Here is a 20,471-nt window from a genome sequence, read left to right as displayed (position 1 = left end):
ATGTCAGCTAGATCGCGCCGGCGGCATCCGCCACCGGCGCACCGGCGCCCTCACGGGCGCGCGCGGCGGCCCGCAGCGTCTCGATCTCCTGCTCGAAGTCGGCGAGCGAGTCGAACGACCGGTAGACGCTGGCGAACCGCAGATAGGCCACTTCGTCGAGGTCACGCAGCGGACCGAGGATCGCCAACCCCACGTCGTGGCTGGGGATCTCGGCCGCCCCCTTGGCGCGTACGGTCTCCTCGACCTTCTGTGCCAGCAGCGCGATCGAGTCGTCGTCGACCGGCCGGCCCTGGCACGCCTTGCGCACCCCGCCGATGATCTTCGTGCGGCTGAACGGCTCGGTCACCCCGCTGCGCTTGACCACCGCGAGCACCGCCTCCTCGACGGTGGTGAACCGCTTGCCGCACTCCGGGCAGGAGCGTCGCCGCCGGATGAGCTGGCCGTCGTCGGCCTCCCGCGAGTCGACCACCCGGGAGTCGGCGTGCCGGCAGTACGGACACCGCATCGCCCGACCTCCTTCATCGACCACGGGCACCACCACCGACCCCCGGGCACGGTTCGACCCGGCGGAGCCGTCCTTCGACGGCCGTCGCCGCGTGCGTCGTGCGGGAGTGCGTTCGGTAGTTGAACCCAACCTGTAGGCAACTTACGCCCATGTGACTACTACATCTAGGGGTTGACCGTATGCCGTCCCCCAAGCGAGGTCAAGTTGGTGGGCGTGTCCGGCGCGTCACCCGCCGAGGAGCTAAACGGCGACCCGCCACCCCCGGTCACGGCACAGCGGGATGGAACATTCGTTCGAGTGGGACGTACCATCTACCAGAACACCCGTTCGGAAATCCAGGATTTCGACGCGACACGCCGACATGACGTCGTACAGATGTTTGAAAATGGCTGATCTCACCTATACGGTCAGACCACACGCACCACGAGCCGACGAGGCACCCAGCGCCGACCAGGGAGGACGGACGTGACCGAGGACCGGGCCAGCCGGCAGAAGAACCCGCAGCCGATCGACGGGGCGGGTCCGCCGGCGTCCCGCCGCCCCCGCACCGCGCGCAGCCGAGCCGCCCAGCCCGCGGTGCGCCCGGTCACCCCGGTGGTGAGCAGCTTCCCCGACCCGGCCACGGTCGACCTCACCGCCCGGCAGCGCCGGATCCTGGAGTTCATCCGCACCTGGGTGGAGCGCCACGGCTATCCGCCGAGCGTGCGCGAGATCGGCGAGGCCGTCGGCCTGGTCTCCCCGTCCAGCGTCGCCTACCAGCTCAAGGAGCTGGAGAAGAAGGGCTTCCTGCGCCGCGACCCGAACCGGCCGCGCGCGGTCGACGTCCGCTCCCCGGGCGACGTGGATGACGAGGCCGCCCGCGCGCAGCGACCCGCGCCGGCCTACGTGCCGATGCTGGGCCGGATCGCCGCCGGTGGTCCCATCCTCGCCGAGCAGGCGGTGGAGGACATCTTCCCCCTCCCCCGCGAGCTGGTCGGTGAGGGCGAGGTCTTCATGCTCCAGGTCAAGGGCGACTCGATGCTCGACGCGGCGATCTGCGACGGCGACTGGGTGGTGGTGCGCCAGCAGCCGAACGCCGAGGTCGGCGACATCGTGGCCGCCATGCTCGACGGCGAGGCGACCGTGAAGACCTACCGGCGTCGCGACGGGCACGTCTGGCTGATGCCACAGAACCCGGCCTTCGACCCGATCCCCGGCGACGACGCCACCATCATGGGCCGCGTGGTCGCGGTGCTGCGCCGGATCTGACCGCTGACGAACGGAGGAGGGGGCGACCGGCGGTCGCCCCCTCCCCTCGTGTCGACTCAGTAGCGGTCGCCCCGCGGCTCCCGGCCACCGGGCACCGGGCCGTAGCGGCCGGGGTCGTCGTCGCGGCGGGCGCCACGCGGGTCCCGGGAGTCGCGTCGCGGCGGCTCGGCCCGGCCGCCGTCACCACGCCGGCCACCGCCACCCGGCTGCCCGCGGTAGCCGGCGCCACCCGGCGCACCGGCCGGACGCGCACCGCCCTGGCCACCGCCGCCGCCGTAGACGCCGCCCGGGCCGGCCCGGTCCGCGCCACCGCCGCCGTAGACCCCACCGCCCTGGGAGCCGCCCCCGGCCGGCGGGCGACCACCCTGCGGTCGTCCACCACCCTGCGGTCGACCACCCTGCGCGCCGCCACCACCCGGAGGCCGACCACCCTGCGCGCCGCCACCGCCCGGCTGGCCGCCCTGGGGCGCGCCGCCGTAGACCGCGCCGCCGGCGGGGCGGCCGCCGCCGTAGACACCGCCGCCCGCCGGCCGCTCGCCGTTGGCGGAGCCGCCGTAGACGCCGCCCTGACCGCCGCCGTAGACCCCGCCGCGCGGCGGGGCGTCGGGCCGGTTGCCGGGTGGGAAGCCGCTGTTCACCGGGAACTCGCCACTGCGCTCCGACCCGTCGGCCGCGGCGACCGGCGCCGGCTTGCGTCGCGCCCGCAGGATGCCGAACACCCCGGCGCCGACCAGGAGCGCGCCGAGCACCCCGACCGCGGCGATCAGGTACGTGATCTCGTCGAGCGAGAGGCTTTCGAGCCAGGACTTCTGGGAGGCGGCCGCCTTTGTCGCGACCTTGCCGCCGTTGGGCAGCGCCTCCACCCCGCTGGTGGACGGCGTGTAGCCGAGGATGTCGATCGGGTCGGTCGGGTCCAGCGAGCCGCCGTCGGAGACGGTGACGTACGACTTCCCGTCGGGGGTGTAGGAGATGGCCTCGCCGAACGGGTCGGCCAGCGGGGTGACCCGGGGCTTGCCGGAGCTGATCGCCTTGACGATGTCGCCGCCGGCCACGTCGAACTCGAACGCGTCCGCGTAGGTGCGGAGCACGACCCGCGTGCCGTCGGGCGACCGGGCCGCACCGGTGACAAGCGCCCGCCCCGGCGAGCCGAGCTTGTTCTCCGTGTTGGTCTTCGGCAGGGTGACCTCGCCGACCTTCTTCATCGGGATCGGCTCGGTGTCGCCGCTCGCCTTCAGTTTCACGGTCGGGGTGAAGATCTCCGACTTGCCGGAGAGATCCTTGGTGATCACCAGCGGCAGGTTGTCGTCACCGACCAGCAACGCCTCGGCGTCGTGCGGCTCCTTGCCCGGATAGCTGAGCCGGTGCAGCACCGGCTCCTTGGACCCGCTCAGCGGCATCGTCCAGACCGCGACACGCTCGCGCCGGGTCTTCTTCTCGATGTTGTCACCGGTGTCGGCGATCCAGAGCGTCTTACGGTCCGGCCCGAGCGCCAGGTCCTCGGTGTCGAGGGGACCGTCACCGGAGTATCGGACCTCCTTGTCGACCTTGCACTTGGCGTCCAGGTAGAAGACCCGCTTGCGGCCGGGATCGTCCGAGCCGTCGTTGATCACGACATAGCCGTCGGCGGTGGCGACCAGGCCGGACAGCTCACGCAGCCGGTCGTCGGTGACCGTGCACTTCTTCTTGGGAGCCGCGGCCAGCACCGGGGCCGCGGCGGGGGCCGCCGCGACCGGCCCGGCCGGCGCCACGACCGCGCCGACCAGGCCGAGCGCGAGCATGACCGAGGAGACAACGTGCCGCATGGCGCTCAGTGTCGCACGACAGGGGTTTCGGGCGGGTGACGCCGGACGGCTCACCGCCCCGCGCCCACCCGCTCCTCGCTGGTGAGTCGGTCACCCGCCCGGTAGGGGGCCAGTTCGGCGGCGAGCGCCTGACCCACCCGCACGTGCACCAACGTGCCCTCGGGCAGGTGCGCGGTGCTCAGCACCTCGCCCTGCCGGTGCACCCGGGCCACCAGGTCACCCCGGTCGTACGGGAGCACCGCGCGGACCTCGACGGCCGGCCGCGGCAGCCGCCGCTCGACCGCCTCGCGCAGCTCGTCGATCCCGCGCCCGCGGTACGCCGAGACGAACACCGCGTCCGGCCAGAGCCGCTTGAGCCGCAGCATCGTCTCCTCGTCGGTGGCGTCGGTCTTGTTCACCACCAGCAGCTCCGGCAGCCGGTCGGCGCCCACCTCGGCGAGCACCTCGCGGACCGCCCGGACCTGCTCCTCCGGATCCGGGTGGGTGCCGTCGACCACGTGCACCACCAGGTCGGCGTCGCCGACCTCCTCCAGCGTCGAGCGGAACGCCTCGACGATCTGGTGCGGCAGGTGCCGGACGAAGCCGACCGTGTCGGAGAGCGTGTAGAGCCGGCCGTCGGACGTCGTCGCCCGTCGGGTGGTCGGGTCCAGCGTGGCGAAGAGCGCGTCCTCCACCAGCACGCCCGCCCCGGTGAGGCGGTTGAGCAGGCTGGACTTGCCGGCGTTGGTGTAGCCGGCGATGGCCACGGCCGGCACGGCGTTGCGGGAGCGCCGGGCGCGCTTGGTCTGGCGTACCGTGGTCATGCTCTTGATCTCGCGACGCAGCCGGGCGATCCGGTGCCGGATGCGACGCCTGTCGGTCTCCAGCTTCGTCTCACCGGGACCACGCAGACCCACGCCGCCGCCGGCGCCACCGCCACGACCGCTACCACCGGTCTGCCGGGAGAGGCTCTCACCCCAACCACGCAGGCGCGGCAGCAGGTATTCGAGCTGGGCCAGCTCGACCTGCGCCTTGCCCTCCTTGCTCTTGGCGTGCTGGGCGAAGATGTCGAGGATCAGCGCGGTGCGGTCGACCACCTTGACCTTGGTGCGCTGCTCCAGGTTGCGAAGCTGCGACGGCGACAGCTCACCGTCGCAGATGACCGTGTCGGCGCCGGTGGAGAGCACCACCGCACCCAGGTCGTCGACCTTGCCCCGACCGATGTAGGTGGCCGGGTCGGGCCGGTTGCGACGCTGGATCAGCCCTTCGAGCACCTGCGAGCCGGCCGTCTCGGCCAGCGCCGCCAGCTCGGTGAGGCTGTTCTCCGCGTCGGACTGGTTGCCCTCGGTCCAGACACCTACCAGGACGACCCGCTCCAGCCGGAGCTGGCGGTATTCGACCTCGGTGATGTCGGTCAGCTCGGTGGAGAGGCCGGGGACCCGCCGCAGCGCCTGCCGCTCCGACAGCTCGTAGTCACCTGTGGTGGCGTCGAGCTCGTCGTCCTCGTAGGGATGGAAGGTCTCCTGCTCGCGCAAACCGCGTCTCCTGTCCGTTATGTGCATCGCCGAGAATTTTCGGCGCGTGACAGCAATCCTGACATGTGACAACGCCGGACGCATCCGCGTTATGCCCGTGGCGCTACCCACCGGTAGCGGGGCCGGCTGCCGGCCGGCCCGGACCTGCGGGTAGAAATGCCAGTCGAGCCGCTCAGCGCCGACGGAGGAGTGTTTTCTCGTGGCCATCACCCGACTGCCGAGTGCCGGATTCTCGATCACCATCCGGATCGCGGTACCCGCGGACGCCTCCTCCATCGGCCGGTTGACCACCGCGGCGGGCGAGGCGGGCGCCATCGTGACCGCGCTGGACGTGGTCGACTCCGACCCCACCAACGTGATCGTCGACCTGACCTGCGACACCGCCGACGCCGGGCACGCCGACCAGGTCGTCGACGCGCTCACCGGGCTCGACGGGGTGGACGTGCGCAAGGTCTCCGACCGGACGTTCCTGCTGCACCTCGGCGGCAAGATCGAGGTCACCCCGAAGGTCGCGCTGCGCACCCGCGACGAGCTGTCCCGCGCGTACACGCCGGGGGTGGCCCGGGTCTGCATGGCGATCGCCGAGAACCCGGCCGACGCCCGCCGGCTCACCATCAAGCGCAACACGGTGGCCGTGGTCAGCGACGGCTCCGCCGTGCTCGGCCTGGGCAACCTCGGGCCGGCCGCGTCGCTGCCGGTGATGGAGGGCAAGGCGGCCCTGTTCAAGCGCTTCGGCGGGGTGGACGCCTGGCCGGTGGTGCTGGACACCCAGGACACCGACGAGATCGTGTCGATCGTCAAGGCCATCGCGCCGGCGTACGGCGGGATCAACCTGGAGGACATCGCCGCGCCGCGCTGCTTCGAGATCGAGGCCCGGCTGCGCGAGGCCCTGGACATCCCGGTCTTCCACGACGACCAGCACGGCACCGCGATCTGCGTGCTGGCCGCGCTCACCAACGCGTTGCGCGTCGTGGGCAAGCAGCTCGCGGACGTCCGGGTCGTGGTCTCCGGCGCCGGCGCGGCCGGCACCGCGATCATGAAGCTGCTGCTGCGCCAGGGCGTGGGCGACATCATCGCGTACGACCGGCAGGGCGCCCTGCACCGCGGACTGCCCGACCTGAACCCGGCCTGGCAGTGGCTGGCCGAGAACACCAACCGGGAGAACTACGCCGGCGACCTGGCCGGGGCGGTGCGCGGCGCGGACGTGTTCATCGGGGTGAGCGCGCCCAACCTGCTCACCGGCGAGGACGTCGCCGCGATGGCCAAGGACGCGATCGTCTTCGCGCTGGCCAACCCGGACCCGGAGGTCGACCCCCGGGAGGCACGCAAGTACGCCGCAGTGGTGGCCACCGGCCGCTCCGACCAGCCGAACCAGATCAACAACGTGCTCGCCTTCCCGGGCGTGTTCCGCGGCATGCTCGACGCGCACGCCGAGGAGTTCACCGAGGAGATGGCGATCGCGGCGGCCCGGGCCATCGCCGACGTGGTCGGCGAGGACAAGATCAACCCGACGGTGATCGTGCCCAGCGTCTTCGACTCGCGGGTCGCGCCCGCGGTGGCCGCCGCCGTGCGGGCCGCCGCGCAGAACCCGGCCGTCACGCCGCCGCCGGCCGCCGACCCGGGCCCCGCCGACCTCCCCGAGATCGCCGCCAACGCCAGCGCCACCCCCTGAGGCCGGCTCCGTTCGGCGGCCGGGCCTCCCGCCTCGCGCGCCGACCGCGCGATTCAGGGTCCCGACCCGCGCGGTCCAGGATCCGACTCGCGGTCCAGGATCCTGACCAGCGCGGCGCGGCGTCCTGACCAGCACGGCGCGGCGTCCTGACCAGCACGGCGCGGCGTCCTGACCAGCACGGCGCGGCGTCCTGACCAGCACGGCGCGGCGTCCTGACCAGCGTTGCCGAGGTCCCGATCCGCGGCACCCGACCGAGCCCGCCGGGCGACCGAGCCCGCCGACCGAACATGCCGCCCGGACCTGCCGGCGGAACCCGCTTGTCGGACCTGCCGCCCAGAACCTGCCCGCGAACCTGACCGTCGCGGATCGGCTGATCTGGGCCCCACCGGGGCCGCCGCACGGCGGAGGGCGGGGCCGGCCTCGACGCCGTCTGCGGCAACGGGGCTCACGACGGGCCAGGCCGGGTGGTCGCCCGAGGCACCCACGGCACGCGCAGTCTCGGCGTGTCGGTTCGGTAAAGAAGGATCGCCCGGAGAGCCGTATGCCTCTCAGTCATATTTATGACTGAGAGGCATACCAACCAAAAGTGCACATCGATCGCGGAGATTCACGCTGCGTGGTCACCCGCGGAGCCGCAGTGCCGCGGAGCCGCAGTGCCGCGACCGCACGAGTCCGGCCGCCGGACCGAAGCGGGCGAACCTGCCGAGCGGGACCGAGCGGGGTCGAGCGGGGTCGAGCCGGCACGCCGCCGGCGACGACGGGCGCGGCGCGGTGCCGCCGAGCGTCAGGGGCGCAGCGCGTTCGGGGTGAGGGTTCCGGTGGCCACCAGCACGGCGGGACCGGACAGCCAGCACGAGTCGGGCGTCACGGTGACGGTGAGGCGGCCGCCCGGCACGTCCACCGCCACCACACCGGTCTCCCGGTCGGCGTCGCGCAGCGCCACCGCCGCCACCGCGCAGGCGCCGGTGCCGCACGAGAGCGTCTCGGCCGAACCCCGCTCGTAGACCCGCATCAGCACGTGCGCGTCGGCGCCGTCGACCGACTCGCCCGGCGTGGTGAACTCGACGTTCACCCCGGTCGGGAAGACCGACGCGTCGATCTCCGGCGCGCGGGTGAGATCCAGTCCGGCCAGATCCAACGCGGCGGGCAGCGCGCACACCAGGTGCGGGTTGCCGACGTCCACCGCAGCGCCGGTCAGGGTCAGCCCGCCCAGGGTGGCGGTGGCCGCGTCGTGGAGCCGCGGACGCCGCATCTCGACCGCCACGTCCGCGCCCTCGACGCGCGCCCGGACCAGACCGGCCCGGGTGGCCACCGGCAGCGTCCCGCCCGACGGGGCGACCAGCCCGGTCGCCAGCAGGTAGCGCACGAAAACCCGGGCCCCGTTGCCGCACATCTCGGCGAACGAGCCGTCGGAGTTCCAGTAGTCCATGAACCACTCGGCCTCGTCGGCCAGCGCGACGCCGTCGGGGTGCTTCGCGGCGCGTACCACCCGCAGCACGCCGTCGCCGCCGATCCCGCGTCGCCTGTCGCAGAGCGCGGCGACCAGGCCGGGCGTCAGGTCGAGCGTGCCGTCCGGGTCGGGCAGGACGACGAAGTCGTTGCCGGTGCCGTGGCCCTTGGTGAACTCCACGCTCCCCATCATCCCCGATCCCCGGCGGCCACCCGCAGCGCCGTCCCGAAGAGGTCGGGCGCGGCGGAGTCGAGCCAGTGCACGCGCGGGTCGCGGCGGAACCACGAGCGCTGCCGGCGGACGAAGCGCCGGGTCGCCCGGATCGTCTCCTCGTACGCCTCGGTCTCGGTCAGCTCACCGGCCAGGAAGCGCAGCACCTGGTGGTAGCCGAGCGCCCGGCCGGCGGTACGCCCGGCCGGCAGTCCCTCGCCGACGAGCGTCCGCACCTCGTCGACCAGGCCGTCGGCCCACATCCGGTCGACCCGCAGCGCGATCCGCTCGTCCAGCCGGGCGGTGTCCAGGTCGACCCCGAGTTGCACGGACGGGTAGTAGGGCGTGGGCGCCGGCAGCGACGCGGTGAAGGGCGCGCCGGTCAGCTCGATCACCTCCAGCGCCCGGACGATCCGCCGGCCGTTGCTGGGCAGGATGCCGGCCGCCGCCTCCGGGTCCGCCTCGGCCAGGCGGGCGTGCAGCGGGCCCGGACCCACCTCGGCCAGCTCCGCCTCCAGCCGCTCCCGCAGCGCCGGGTCGGTGCCGGGGAACTCGAACTGCTCCAGCACCGCCCGCACGTAGAGCCCGGAGCCGCCGACCAGCAGCGGCACCCGCCCCCGGGCCAGGATGTCGTCGACCGCCGCGCGGGCCAGCTTCTGGTATTCCGCCACGCTGGCCGGCTCGGTCACCGGCCAGATGTCGAGCAGGTGGTGCGGCACGTCCTCGCGCTCGGCCGGGGTCAGCTTGGCGGTGCCGACGTCCATGCCCCGGTAGAGCTGCATCGAGTCGGCGTTGACCACCTCGCCGCCGAGGGCGTGCGCCAGCGCGATGCTCAGCGCCGACTTCCCGGCGGCGGTCGGCCCGACCACCGCGACGACGATCCCGTCCGCGCTCACGCCCGCTCCCAGTTCGCCACGAGGTAGGCGACGCCGTAGGGCGCCCGGTGGTAGCCCAGCTCACCGCGCCAGTCGCCGCCCGCCGCGCCGACCGCGCCGGCCAGCACCTGCCAGGCCGCCCGTCCGGCGGCCCGCAACTCGGCGGAGAGCACCGGGTCCAGGTCGCGCAACGCGTCGGCGTCCGCGCTGGCCAGGGCCGCGGCGACCCCCTCGTCGTACGCCTCGGCGCGCGGGTCGTCGTAGCCCGGAGCGGTGACACCCCGGCAGGCCGAGCCGTCGCCGAGCACCAGCAGCGCGCACCGGGGATCGTCGTCCGGGACCAGCGTCGCGCCCAGCGCGACCGCCTCGGCCGGGGAGGCGTCGGCGGCGACCGTCCAGGCCAGTCGGGGCAGCTCGGCGCCGGACCGGTGCACCAGCCAGGCCCCGATGGTGAGGCTCAGCGGCAGCGCGTCGACACCCGAGCAGTTGACCTTCCAGAGCCGGACGAACCGGTCAAGCCCGAACGGGCGCAACGACCCGTAGTCGGCCGTGCCGAGACGTTCCGTCCCGGGGCCCGCGCCGACCAGCAGCAGCACCTCGGGCTCGGTGGCGAGCAGCCGGGCGACCGCGGCGTCGGCGGCGGCACGCAGGTCGTCCAGCTCGGGCGCGGCGGCGCCGGCCACCTCGGGCACGAGCAGGGGCGGGTGGGGGCAGACGGCGGCGGCGACCAGGGGCACGGCTCCAACCTATCGTCGCCGCCCGGTGCGTCCCCGCGCCGATCCGGTCATCGAGGGCGTACGACACCGTATGGTCACGGTCGACGACAGGCGCTCGACACGGACGGGGGCGGACCTGTGACAATGCCGGGAGAAAGTTTGCTGCGCCGTGGCGGCGACCGGGGGCTGGTCCCTCGACGCCGGGAGAACGAGGATGGGCACATGAGCGACTGGACTGCCTTCGGCCGGGTGGACGAGGACGGCACCGTCTACGTCAAGACCGCCGAGGGCGAGCGGGTGGTCGGATCCTGGCAGGCGGGCGCCCCGGAGGAAGGGCTCGCCCACTTCGCCCGGCGCTTCTCCGACCTGGTGACGGAGGTCGACCTGACCGAGGCCCGGCTCAACTCGGGCGCGGCGGACGCCGGCGGCTCGCTGGCCACGATCCGCCGGATCCGGGCGTCGCTGCCCGAGGCGCACGTGGTCGGCGACATCGACGCCCTGGCCGCCCGGCTGGACAAGCTGGCCACGGTCGCCGAGGAGAAGGCCGGCGAGGCCAAGGCCGCCCGCGAGGCCGCCCGGGGTGAGGCGCTGGCCCGCAAGACCGCCCTGGTCGAGGAGGCCGAGAAGCTGGCCGCCGAGTCGACCGGCTGGAAGACCGCCGGTGACCGGCTCAAGGAGATCCTCGACGAGTGGAAGACCATCCGCGGCGTCGACAAGAAGTCCGACGGCGAGCTGTGGAAGCGGTTCGCCGCCGCGCGCGACGGTTTCACCCGCCGCCGGGGCGCCCACTTCGCCTCCCTCGACCAGCAGCGCAAGCAGGCGCAGACGGTCAAGGAGGAGCTGGTCGCCGAGGCGGAGAAGCTCAAGGAGTCGACCGACTGGGGCGTCACCGCCGGCCAGCTCAAGGACCTGATGGCCCAGTGGAAGGCCGCGCCGCGCGCCGCCAAGGAGGCCGAGCAGAAGCTCTGGGAACGGTTCCGGGCCGCCCAGGACGAGTTCTTCACCCGCCGCAGTGAGGTCTTCTCGGCGCGGGACAACGAGCAGCGGGGCAACCTGGAGCGCAAGCAGGCGCTGCTGGCCGAGGCCGAGGCGCTCGACGTCGACGGCGACCCGAAGGGCGCGCAGGCGAAGCTGCGGGAGATCCAGGCCCAGTGGCACGAGGCCGGCCGGGTGCCGCGCGAGGCGGCCGCCGGTCTGGAGCGCCGGCTGCGGGCCGTGGACGACAAGGTCCGCGAGGTGATGGACTCGGCGTGGCGGCGCACCTCCAAGGAGGACAACCCGCTGCTGGCGCAGATGCGCGCCCAGGTCGCCGAGGCCGAGGACCGGCTGGCCCGGGCCCAGGCGGCCGGCGACAACCGCCGGGTCAAGGAGGCCGAGTCGGCGCTCGCCTCGAAGCGGCAGTTCCTCCAGCTCGCCGAGCAGGCCGGCTGACGCACGCACGACGGAGCCCCCGGGTCGCCCGACCCGGGGGCTCCCGCGTGTCCGGGCGCCGGGCAGCCCGGACACGCGCGCACCGGCCGCGCACGCCCCTGCCGGCCGACCGCGCGGGCCCGCGGCCGGAGCCGGGCCGGTCGGGGTCGGGTTGACGCATCGAGGTGGGCTGATCAGAATGAGCGGCGGAGCCAGGTTCCGACACCGGCGCGAGGGCGTCGACGGCTGATCACCGCCGTCGACTGTCGCCGGTGCCTCCCGCTGGGTGGCCGTCCACGTCACGGCCCGGTGGACGCTGTCCGCGTACTCGATGACGAGCGTGCCGTGTCTCCTGGTCCTGCCGCCCGCGGCGCCTGTGCGGCGCGGGCATCCGAAGTGGAGCTTCCATGCACCGACGCACCGCCCTCGGCGGCGCCCTGACGGCGCTCGCCACCGCCGCGGCCGGCATCCTCGTCGCCGTGGCCGTCAGCACCACCCCGGCCGCCGCGGCGGCCGGCGGCACCGGAACCGGCTACCTGCACACCAGCGGCAACAAGATCGTCGACAGCACGGGCGCGACCGTCCGGCTCACCGGCATCAACTGGTTCGGCATGGAGACCGACAACAAGACCTTCCACGGCCTGTGGTCGAGCAACCCGTGGCGCGGCCAGCTCGACACCATGGCCCGCCTGGGCTACAACACGCTGCGCATCCCCTACTCGAACGACGCCATCAAGCCGGGCGCGACCGCGACCGGGATCAACGACTTCGTCAACCCGGACCTGATCGGGCTCTCCCCGCTGCAGATCCTGGACAAGGTCATCGACTACGCGGGAAGCAAGGGGATGCGGGTCATCCTGGACCGCCACCGGCCGACCTCGGCCGGGCAGTCGCCGCTCTGGTACACCTCGGGGGTCTCCGAGGCGACCTGGATCAACGACTGGAAGACGATGGCCCAGCGGTACGCCAACAATCCCACAGTGATCGGCGCCGACCTGCACAACGAGCCGCACGCCGAGGGCACCAACCCGGCCGCCACCGGCGCCTGCTGGGGCTGCGGCGACACCGCCCGCGACTGGCGGCTCGCCGCCGAGCGGGCCGGCAACGCGATCCTCGGCGTGCAGCCGAACTGGCTGATCTTCGTGGAGGGGGTGAGCTGCCCGAGCGGCGGCCTGTCGAACGTCTGGGACAACGACCCCAGCAACGACGAGGACTGCGGCTGGTGGGGCGGCAACCTCTCCAAGGCCGGGCAGTTCCCGGTCCGGTTGAACGTGGCGAACCGGCTGGTCTACTCGCCGCACGAGTACGCCACCTCGGTCTACCGGCAGGCCTGGTTCGACGACCCGAGCTACCCGGCGAACATGCCGGCGATCTGGGACAAGTACTGGGGCTACCTCTACAAGCAGAACATCGCGCCGATCATGATGGGCGAGTTCGGCACCACGCTCCAGGACCCGAAGGACCGGATCTGGCTGGAGAACCTGATGGCCTACACCGGCACCGGGGTCAACGGCATGTCGTTCACCTACTGGTCGTGGAACCCCAACTCGGGTGACACCGGCGGCATCGCCAACGACGACTGGACCACTGTCAACCAGGCCAAGCAGTCCATCCTCCAGCCCTACCTGATCCCGCCGTCCGGCGGCGGCAATCCGAACCCGACGCCGACCGGCACCGGCTCCCCCACGCCGAACCCGACCACGCCCGGCCCGACGCCGACCACGCCGGCGCCGAGCGGCGGGTGCACCGCCGGCTACAAGCAGGTCAACGCGTGGGCCGGCGGCTTCCAGGGCGAGCTGACCGTGAAGAACACCGGCACCGCCGCGGTGAACCCCTGGTCGGTCACCTGGACCTGGCCGTCCGGGGTGACGCTTGCGAGCGGCTGGAACGCCACCGTCACGCAGTCCGGCACGACGGTCACGGCCGCCGCGCCGAACTGGGCGTCGTCGCTGGCGCCGGGTGCCTCGGTGACCGTCGGCTTCACCGCCAACGGCACCGCCGCCACCCCCGCCACCGTCAAGCTCAACGGCACCGCCTGCTGATGGTGTAAGGAGGGGCCCCCTCTTAACGCATTCGGTAGAGGAGGGGCCCCTTCTTAACACTCGGTGTTAAGAAGGGGCCCCTCCTTCGACGCGGGCGGGTCAGCGGACGGCGCAACCGCCTGTGGTGGGGGCGGGCGACTCGGCCGGCGCGCCGATCGTCGGCAGCCCGAGCAGCACCCCGGGGGTACGCGGGGCGCGCCCCGCGTCGGCCGCGTCGCCGGCCCGGGTGCGCCGGTGCGCCAGCGGCGCACCGTCCGCGTTCAGGTGGTGCGGGGCCGCGTACGTGACGGCGGTGTGCACGATGTCGCCGGGACGGATCTGCCCGGCCAGGTCGCCGGTGGCGAAGTGCACCAGCCGGCCGTCGCGGGCCCGCCCGGACATCCGGCCGGTGCGCTCGTCCTTGCGGCCCTCGCCGACGGCGACCAGCACCTCGACGGTCTCGCCCACCAGCTTCTTGTTCTCCGCCCAGGTGATCTCCTCGACGCAGGCGACCAACCGCTCGTAGCGCTCCTGCACGACCTGCTTGGGCAACTGACCGTCCATGGTGGCGGCCGGGGTGCCGGGGCGCTTGGAGTACTGGAAGGTGAACGCCGACGAGAACCGGGCCTCCCGGACCACGTCCAGGGTGCGCGCGAAGTCGTCCTCGGTCTCGCCGGGGAAGCCGACGATGATGTCCGTGGTGATCGCCGCGTCCGGCATCGCCGCCCGGACCTTGGAGATGATCCCCAGGTAACGCTCCGACCGGTACGAGCGGCGCATCGCGCGCAGCACGTCGTCGGAGCCGGACTGCAACGGCATGTGCAGCGAGTGGCAGATGTTGGGCGTCTCGGCCATCGCCTCGATCACGTCGTCGGTGAAGTCCTTCGGGTGCGGGCTGGTGAACCGGACCCGCTCCAACCCGTCGATGTCGCCGCAGGCTCGGAGCAGTTTGCCGAACGCGTAGCGGTCGCCGAACTCGACGCCGTAGGAGTTGACGTTCTGCCCGAGCAGGGTCACCTCCAGCACGCCCTCGGCGACCAGCGCGCGCACCTCGGAGAGGACGTCGCCGGGACGGCGGTCCTTCTCCTTGCCGCGCAGCGACGGCACGATGCAGAACGTGCAGGTGTTGTTGCAGCCGACGGAGATGGAGACCCACCCGGCGTACGTCGACTCGCGCCGGGTCGGCAGCGTGGAGGGGAAGACCTCCAGCGACTCCAGGATCTCCACCTCGGCGGCGGCGTTGTGCCGGGCCCGGTCCAGCAACGCCGGCAGCGAGCCGATGTTGTGCGTGCCGAAGACCACGTCCACCCAGGGGGCCTTGCGGACGATGTCGCCGCGGTCCTTCTGGGCGAGGCAGCCACCGACCGCGATCTGCATCCCGGGGTGCTTCGCCTTGACGGGGCGCAGGTGACCCAGGTTGCCGTAGAGCCGGTTGTCGGCGTTCTCCCGGACCGCGCAGGTGTTGAACACCACCACGTCGGGCTGGTCGCCGGCCTCGGGGGCGCGCACGTAGCCGGCGTCCTCCAGGAGGCCGGAGATGCGCTCGGAGTCGTGCACGTTCATCTGGCAGCCGTACGTGCGCACCTGATAGGTGCGCGGGCTGCCCGCGGCTGCGGTAGTCATGACCCGGACAGCGTATCCGGGCGGGTCGACGGCCGGCGACGGGCGGACCCGGTCAGGCGGCGGCGAGCGCCGGCCCGACCGAGTCGGGCGCCCACCGGGAGCGGTGGCAGCGCGACCAGCCCCGGCAGCCGGGGTCGGCCTCGGTGCAGAGGCGTTGGTTGCTGAGCACCTCGCCGTCGTCGGTCTCGACCACGTCGAAGTGCACCGGGCGGATCGTGCCGTCCGGGGCGACCAGCAGGTGCCGTCCGGCGTCGAGCGTGTCGTCGCGCATCAGGCAGTTGCGGCCCAGCACCCGGGCCAGCGCCGCGATCGCGGGCAGCTCGGCCAGGCGTTCGGGCACGCCGTAACAGTCGACCACGGTGCCGTACGCCCCGGGCGCCTCCCACACGTCGCAGACCACCGCGTACGCGGGGAGCCGGACCGGGTCGGCGACGGCCAGGGGCATCACCACCCGGCCGAGCGCCTCGGCCATCGCCGGGTAGACCTCCACCGGCGCGCCGCCGTCGATTCTCCAGTTCCACAGCTCGGTCATGCCGCCTCCTCGCTGCGCTCGTCCCACCGGCCTCCGGATCGGGCCTTACTGACGATGGTGGGGGGCATTTGACCTCGACCGGGGGCAAGTTACCGGTCTGTGACCATTCCGGGCAAAATTTCCCTGGGCGACGTTGCCCTGAGTAGCGGGAAGATGACAGTTTATCGGGTATCGTGCTCCGCCGCGCGCACCGACGCGGCGCGTCAGCGCAGCCGGATCAGGCGGTCGGAGGCGGGCAGCAGCTCGCCGATCACCGTGCCGCCCGGCACCTCGCCGGCGACCAGCAGCCCGCCCGAGGTCTGCGCGTCGGCCAGCAGCAGCCGCTCCGACTCGTCGGCGTCGCCGGCGTCCGTCCACGGCGTCACCCACTCCAGGTTGCGCCGGGTGCCGCCGCTGACGTACCCGTCGCGCAGCGCCTCCCGCGCGCCGGGCAGGTACGGCACCGCGGCGGTGTCGATCACGACCGTCAGCCGGCTGGCCCGGGCCAGCTTCGAGGCGTGTCCGAGCAGGCCGAAGCCGGTCACGTCGGTGCCGCAGCGGATGCCGGCCTCGACCGCCGCGCGCGCGGCGTCCCGGTTGAGCCGGACCATCGACTCGACCGCCTCGGCGAACCGTTCGCCGGTCTGCTTGTGCCGGGTGTTGAGCACGCCGACGCCGAGCGGCTTGGTCAGCGACAGCGGCAGCCCGGCCCGGCCCGCGTCGAGCGTGATCAGCTCGTCGGGTCGGACCACGCCGGTGACCGCCAGGCCGTACTTCGGGCCGTCGTCGTCGACGCTGTGCCCGCCGGCCAGGTGACAGCCGGCCTCCCGGGCCACGTCCTGCCCGCCGCGCAGCACCTCGCGGGCCAGCTCCAGCGGCAGCACCTCGCGCGGCCAGCAGAGCAGGTTGAGCGCGACGAGCGGGGTGCCGCCCATCGCGTACACGTCGGAGAGCGCGTTGGCGGCGGCGATGCGACCCCAGTCGTACGCGTCGTCGACCACCGGGGTGAAGAAGTCGGCGGTGGTCACCAGGCCGGTGCGCTCGTCCAGCCGGACCACCGCGGCGTCGTCGCCGTTATCCAGGCCGACCAGCAGGTCGGCGGTGCCGCCGCTCGGACCGAGCCCGGCGACCATCGCCTCCAGCTCACCGGGCGGGATCTTGCAGGCGCAGCCGCCACCGCGTGCGTGATCGGTCAGCCGGAACGTGTCGGTCATCGCCTCATGATCTCCGCGACCGGACGTCGCCGCCACTCGGACGCTCCGGCCGTGCCGGATTTCGGACGCGCCGGGACGCCGGTGACCGGTGTTACCGCTCCGTGACCATCTGGGTTGCGTACCGCCACATCAGGCCGCCTACAGTTGCCCAACCGGCGGTCGACCGACCCCGGTTCCGGCACGACCGACAGGGACGGTGGACGACGTGACGACGGGCGACCCGCTGATCGTGCTCGACGGGGTCAACAAGTGGTTCGGGCCGCTGCACGTGCTCGACGACGTGTCCCTCTCCGTCGGCCGGGGCGAGGTGGTCGTGGTGATCGGCCCGTCCGGCTCCGGCAAGTCGACGCTGTGCCGGGCCATCAACCGGCTCGAACCGATCAACGACGGCACCATCACGTTCGACGGGCAGCCGCTGCCGGCCGAGGGCAAGCCCCTGGCCAAGCTGCGCAGCGAGGTCGGCATGGTGTTCCAGTCGTTCAACCTCTTCGCGCACAAGACCATCCTGGAGAACGTCACGCTCGGGCCGGTCAAGGTCCGCAAGGAGAAGCCGGCCGCCGCCCGCGAGCGCGGCCTGGCCCTGCTCGACCGCGTCGGCATCGCCAACCAGGCGGACAAGTACCCCGCGCAGCTCTCCGGCGGCCAGCAGCAGCGGGTCGCCATCGCCCGCGCGCTCGCCATGCAGCCCAAGGCGATGCTCTTCGACGAGCCGACCAGCGCCCTCGACCCGGAGATGGTCGGCGAGGTGCTCGACGTGATGACCTCGCTGGCGCGCGACGGCATGACCATGGTGGTGGTCACGCACGAGATGGGCTTCGCCCGGCACGCCGCCAACCGGGTCGTCTTCATGGCCGACGGGCAACTGGTCGAGGACGCCCCACCGGCCGAGTTCTTCGCGAACCCGCGCAGCGAGCGGGCCAAGGACTTCCTCTCCAAGATCCTCACGCACTGAGCGTCCGTAGTGGAGTCGTCCCCGGGCGGCTCCGTCGAAGAAGGAGATGTGTATGCGATACAAGCGCATGGCCGCGGTCGCCGCGGCGGCGACTCTGGCGCTCGGCCTGGCCGCCTGCGGCGGCGACGGTGACGACGAGGACACCGGCGCCGGCAGCAAGAACTTCGCCGCCGGCAGCACGATGGAGCGGCTGAACAAGGCCCAGAAGATCAAGGTCGGCACGAAGTTCGACCAGCCGGGCTTCGGCCAGAAGGGCCTCTCCGGCAAGCCGGAGGGCTTCGACGTCGAGGTCGCGAAGCTCATCGTGAAGGAACTCGGCATCCCCGAGGACAAGATCGAGTACGTCGAGACGCCGTCGAAGGTCCGTGAGGACGTCATCGTGAACGGCACCGTCGACCTGGTCGCGGCCACCTACACGATCAACGACAAGCGCAAGGAGCGCATCGCCTTCGCCGGGCCGTACTACGAGGCCGGCCAGAACATCATGGTGCGCAAGGACGAGGCCGCCATCACCGGCCCGGACTCGTTCAAGGACGGCACCAAGAAGGTCTGCTCGGTCACCGGCTCCACCCCGGCCGAGGAGATCAAGAAGTACGTCAAGGACGTCGCCACCCAGCTGGTGCTCTTCGACACCTACGACAAGTGCCGCGACGCCCTGAAGGGCAAGCAGGTCGACGCCGTCACCACCGACAACGTCATCCTGCTCGGCTACATCGCCAAGGACGAGGCGTCCTTCAAGATGGCCGGCGACAACTTCACCAAGGAGCCCTACGGCATCGGTGTCAAGAAGGAGGACACCGACTTCCGTAACTTCATCAACGACACCCTGGACAAGGCGTTCCAGGACGGTAGCTGGAAGAAGGCCTGGGACGACACCGCCGGCAAGTTCGGCGCCACGCTGGGCGACGCCCCGACCGTCAACCGCTACTGATCCGTCCGATCCGGAGGGTGGGGAGGAAACCGACCCGTGAATGTGCTCATCGACAAGTTCGACGTCTTCGCGGGCGGGTTCTGGCTCACCCTCCAGATCTGCGTACTCGCCGCGATCGGCGCCCTGATCCTGGGTGCCGTCGTGGCGGTGCTGCGCATCTCGCCGGTGCCGCCGCTGCGCGCCGTCGGCACCACGTACGTGAACATCTTCCGGAACATGCCCCTGACCGTGGTGCTGTTCTTCGCCGCGTTCGGCCTGCCGGCGCTCGGCTCGAACGCCAACTTCCTGCGGATCCCCGGGCTGGAGGCGGTCTTCAGCCGCCTCGGCACCGACCTGCCCTACTTCCGCTTCGGACTGATCGCGCTGGTCCTCTACACGGCGGCGTTCGTCTGCGAGGCGCTGCGCTCCGGCGTCAACGCGGTGCCCGCCGGCCAGGCCGAGGCGGCCCGTTCGTTGGGCCTCACGTTCGGCCAGAACCTGCGCCACGTGGTGCTGCCGCAGTCGTGGAAGGCCTCCATCGTGCCGCTCGGCTCGGTGATCATCGCAATGATCAAGAACTCGGCGCTCGTCGGCTTCTTCGGTGTGGTGGGCGACCTCTCCCAGACCGCCGACCAGCTCACCTCCGCGGGCGGCTACGCCTTCATCCCGGTGGCGATCGGCATCTCCGTCGGCTACCTGATCATGACGGTGCCGCTCGGCGCCCTGTTGGACCAGATCGAGAAGCGACAGGCGGTGGCCCGATGAGCCGGCAGACCAGCGTCCTCTACGACGTCCCCGGCCCGCGCCAGCGCCGGATCACGCTGATCAGCAGCCTGGTCGCGGTCGCGGTGGTGCTGATCGGCGCGTACTTCCTGATCTACCGCCCGCTGGCGGACAAGGGTCAGCTCTCGATGGAGCTGTGGGGTCCGCTCGTCGACCCGTCGAACGAGAACTTCTCCCAGGTCTGGCAGCGGCTCTGGGTCGGGCTGAAGAACACCCTGATCGCCGCCGCGTTGGCCATCGTCGCGTCGCTCGTCGTCGGCACCCTGCTCGCCGTACTGCGGATCCAGCTCAAGAGCCTGACCCGGCGGCGGTTCACCGGCATGGCCACCCCCCTGGCCTACGTCCTGCGTGGGCTCAACCGGCTGCTGGCCGTGGTGACCCGGGTCTGCGTCGAGGTGTTCCGCGGCCTCCCGGTCGTCATCACCATCTTCTTCGTGGCGCGCGGCTTCCCCGAGTTCGGGATCTCGTTCGACAACCTCTGGTACCTCGTCATCGGCCTGACGGTCTACAACTCGGTGGTCATCGCCGAGATCCTGCGCTCCGGCATGGAGGGGCTGCCCGGCGGTCAGGCCGAGGCCGCCGCCGCGGTCGGGCTCTCCCCGTTCCAGAGCACCCGGCTGATCCTGCTGCCGCAGGCCTTCCGGATCATGCTGCCGGCGCTGATCAGCCAGCTCGTGGTGGTCCTCAAGGACACCTCGCTGGGCTTCATCATCAGCTACGAGGAGACGCTCAACATCGGCAAGCAGATCATCGGCGTACTGGGCAACCCCATCCAGGTCTACACCGTGATCGCCGTGCTCTTCATCGCGATCAACTACACGCTGTCGAAGCTCGCGCAGTACGCCGAGCGTCGCCTCTCCCGCGGCCGCAAGACCACCGGCCCGGCCCCGACCCCGCCGCCCGCCGTGCTCGCCTCCCAGGCCGAGGGCGCCGGCGGCAACTGACGACTGACGCGAGAAGGGGCGGGCCGGGGGGCAACCGCCCGCCCCGCGCGCGGGAGTGGGCCGCGGGGGGGAGCGGGGTCCCCGGGCACGCGCCCCCCACTCACCCCGCTC

At 72.4% G+C, this 20,471-nt stretch carries 17 protein-coding genes; 8 read left to right on the top strand and 9 right to left on the bottom strand.

Annotation, left to right across the window (positions count from 1 at the left end; all coding sequences use genetic code 11):
* Positions 1–7 precede the first annotated feature (7 nt).
* Positions 8–505 carry a transcriptional regulator NrdR gene (gene nrdR / locus ACIA5A_RS12850; protein ID WP_396760388.1) on the bottom strand — a complete coding sequence of 166 codons (498 nt, stop codon included), beginning with the start codon at positions 503–505 and terminating at the stop codon, positions 8–10.
* Between the two features lie 465 nt (positions 506–970).
* Here nrdR and lexA point away from each other — a divergent pair, with 465 nt between their 5' ends.
* Positions 971–1,753 (top strand): transcriptional repressor LexA, encoded by a 783-nt coding sequence (gene lexA / locus ACIA5A_RS12845; protein ID WP_396760385.1) that lies wholly within the window; start codon positions 971–973, stop codon positions 1,751–1,753.
* A 56-nt stretch (positions 1,754–1,809) separates the two neighbouring features.
* Here lexA and ACIA5A_RS12840 read toward each other — a convergent pair whose 3' ends face one another.
* Together ACIA5A_RS12840 and hflX are read right to left on the bottom strand one after the other, a co-directional pair.
* Positions 1,810–3,555, bottom strand: coding sequence for a hypothetical protein (locus ACIA5A_RS12840; protein WP_396760383.1), 1,746 nt, complete (start codon positions 3,553–3,555; stop codon positions 1,810–1,812).
* A 50-nt stretch (positions 3,556–3,605) separates the two neighbouring features.
* Entirely contained in the window at positions 3,606–5,069 is a 1,464-nt protein-coding gene (hflX, locus tag ACIA5A_RS12835) for a GTPase HflX (RefSeq protein WP_396760380.1), read from the bottom strand.
* A gap of 199 nt (positions 5,070–5,268) precedes the next feature.
* Here hflX and ACIA5A_RS12830 point away from each other — a divergent pair, with 199 nt between their 5' ends.
* Positions 5,269–6,741, top strand: coding sequence for an NAD-dependent malic enzyme (locus tag ACIA5A_RS12830; protein WP_396760377.1), 1,473 nt, complete (start codon positions 5,269–5,271; stop codon positions 6,739–6,741).
* Between the two features lie 784 nt (positions 6,742–7,525).
* Here ACIA5A_RS12830 and dapF read toward each other — a convergent pair.
* The 3 genes from dapF to ACIA5A_RS12815 are packed head-to-tail and all read right to left on the bottom strand — an operon-like array spanning position 7,526 to position 10,013.
* Positions 7,526–8,371, bottom strand: coding sequence for a diaminopimelate epimerase (dapF, locus tag ACIA5A_RS12825; RefSeq protein ID WP_396760374.1), 846 nt, complete (start codon positions 8,369–8,371; stop codon positions 7,526–7,528).
* A gap of 8 nt (positions 8,372–8,379) precedes the next feature.
* Positions 8,380–9,309, bottom strand: coding sequence for a tRNA (adenosine(37)-N6)-dimethylallyltransferase MiaA (miaA, locus tag ACIA5A_RS12820; protein WP_396760656.1), 930 nt, complete (start codon positions 9,307–9,309; stop codon positions 8,380–8,382).
* On the bottom strand, positions 9,294–10,013 hold the full coding sequence (locus ACIA5A_RS12815; RefSeq protein ID WP_396760371.1) for a hypothetical protein: 720 nt from the start codon (positions 10,011–10,013) through the stop codon (positions 9,294–9,296). Before ACIA5A_RS12815 ends, miaA begins: the two co-directional genes overlap by 16 nt.
* Before the next feature lie 201 nt (positions 10,014–10,214).
* On the opposite strand from ACIA5A_RS12815, the gene ACIA5A_RS12810 reads away from it, so the two are divergent.
* Positions 10,215–11,423, top strand: a complete 1,209-nt coding sequence (locus ACIA5A_RS12810) for a DUF349 domain-containing protein (RefSeq protein ID WP_396760369.1) — start codon at positions 10,215–10,217, stop codon at positions 11,421–11,423.
* Between the two features lie 386 nt (positions 11,424–11,809).
* Entirely contained in the window at positions 11,810–13,444 is a 1,635-nt protein-coding gene (locus ACIA5A_RS12805) for a cellulase family glycosylhydrolase (RefSeq protein ID WP_396760366.1), read from the top strand.
* 99 nt (positions 13,445–13,543) lie between these two features.
* Here the strand turns inward: ACIA5A_RS12805 and miaB are convergent, their stop codons facing one another.
* The 3 genes from miaB to selD form a co-directional block, all read right to left on the bottom strand.
* Positions 13,544–15,046, bottom strand: coding sequence for a tRNA (N6-isopentenyl adenosine(37)-C2)-methylthiotransferase MiaB (gene miaB / locus ACIA5A_RS12800; protein ID WP_396760363.1), 1,503 nt, complete (start codon positions 15,044–15,046; stop codon positions 13,544–13,546).
* 52 nt (positions 15,047–15,098) lie between these two features.
* Positions 15,099–15,578, bottom strand: a complete 480-nt coding sequence (locus ACIA5A_RS12795) for a hypothetical protein (RefSeq protein WP_396760360.1) — start codon at positions 15,576–15,578, stop codon at positions 15,099–15,101.
* Between the two features lie 203 nt (positions 15,579–15,781).
* Positions 15,782–16,771, bottom strand: a complete 990-nt coding sequence (selD, locus tag ACIA5A_RS12790) for a selenide, water dikinase SelD (protein WP_396760357.1) — start codon at positions 16,769–16,771, stop codon at positions 15,782–15,784.
* Between the two features lie 196 nt (positions 16,772–16,967).
* Here selD and ACIA5A_RS12785 point away from each other — a divergent pair, with 196 nt between their 5' ends.
* The 4 genes from ACIA5A_RS12785 to ACIA5A_RS12770 are packed head-to-tail and all read left to right on the top strand — an operon-like array spanning position 16,968 to position 20,360.
* Positions 16,968–17,723, top strand: coding sequence for an amino acid ABC transporter ATP-binding protein (locus ACIA5A_RS12785; protein ID WP_396760354.1), 756 nt, complete (start codon positions 16,968–16,970; stop codon positions 17,721–17,723).
* A gap of 52 nt (positions 17,724–17,775) precedes the next feature.
* Positions 17,776–18,654, top strand: a complete 879-nt coding sequence (locus ACIA5A_RS12780; RefSeq protein ID WP_396760352.1) for a glutamate ABC transporter substrate-binding protein — start codon at positions 17,776–17,778, stop codon at positions 18,652–18,654.
* Between the two features lie 36 nt (positions 18,655–18,690).
* Positions 18,691–19,398 carry an amino acid ABC transporter permease gene (locus ACIA5A_RS12775; protein ID WP_396760349.1) on the top strand — a complete coding sequence of 236 codons (708 nt, stop codon included), beginning with the start codon at positions 18,691–18,693 and terminating at the stop codon, positions 19,396–19,398.
* Entirely contained in the window at positions 19,395–20,360 is a 966-nt protein-coding gene (locus ACIA5A_RS12770) for an amino acid ABC transporter permease (RefSeq protein WP_396760346.1), read from the top strand. Before ACIA5A_RS12775 ends, ACIA5A_RS12770 begins: the two co-directional genes overlap by 4 nt.
* The last annotated feature ends 111 nt before the right edge of the window (positions 20,361–20,471 follow it).

The organism is Micromonospora sp. NPDC051300, from assembly GCF_044455315.1.
GTDB classification, from domain to species: Bacteria; Actinomycetota; Actinomycetes; order Mycobacteriales; family Micromonosporaceae; genus Micromonospora; species Micromonospora robiginosa.
The sequence above is the reverse complement of the archived record's forward strand: the minus strand, read 5'-3'. Positions and strand labels throughout refer to the sequence as shown.

Bases quoted from the DNA above. Each gene is read 5' to 3' on its own strand.
- nrdR (WP_396760388.1), bottom strand. From the start codon at position 505: ATGCGGTGTCCGTACTGCCGGCACGCCGACTCCCGGGTGGTCGACTCG.
- ACIA5A_RS12840 (WP_396760383.1), bottom strand. From the start codon at position 3,555: ATGCGGCACGTTGTCTCCTCGGTCATGCTCGCGCTCGGCCTGGTCGGC.
- ACIA5A_RS12810 (WP_396760369.1), top strand. From the start codon at position 10,215: ATGAGCGACTGGACTGCCTTCGGCCGGGTGGACGAGGACGGCACCGTC.
- ACIA5A_RS12805 (WP_396760366.1), top strand. From the start codon at position 11,810: ATGCACCGACGCACCGCCCTCGGCGGCGCCCTGACGGCGCTCGCCACC.
- miaB (WP_396760363.1), bottom strand. From the start codon at position 15,046: ATGACTACCGCAGCCGCGGGCAGCCCGCGCACCTATCAGGTGCGCACG.
- ACIA5A_RS12795 (WP_396760360.1), bottom strand. From the start codon at position 15,578: ATGACCGAGCTGTGGAACTGGAGAATCGACGGCGGCGCGCCGGTGGAG.
- selD (WP_396760357.1), bottom strand. From the start codon at position 16,771: ATGACCGACACGTTCCGGCTGACCGATCACGCACGCGGTGGCGGCTGC.
- ACIA5A_RS12780 (WP_396760352.1), top strand. From the start codon at position 17,776: ATGCGATACAAGCGCATGGCCGCGGTCGCCGCGGCGGCGACTCTGGCG.
- ACIA5A_RS12770 (WP_396760346.1), top strand. From the start codon at position 19,395: ATGAGCCGGCAGACCAGCGTCCTCTACGACGTCCCCGGCCCGCGCCAG.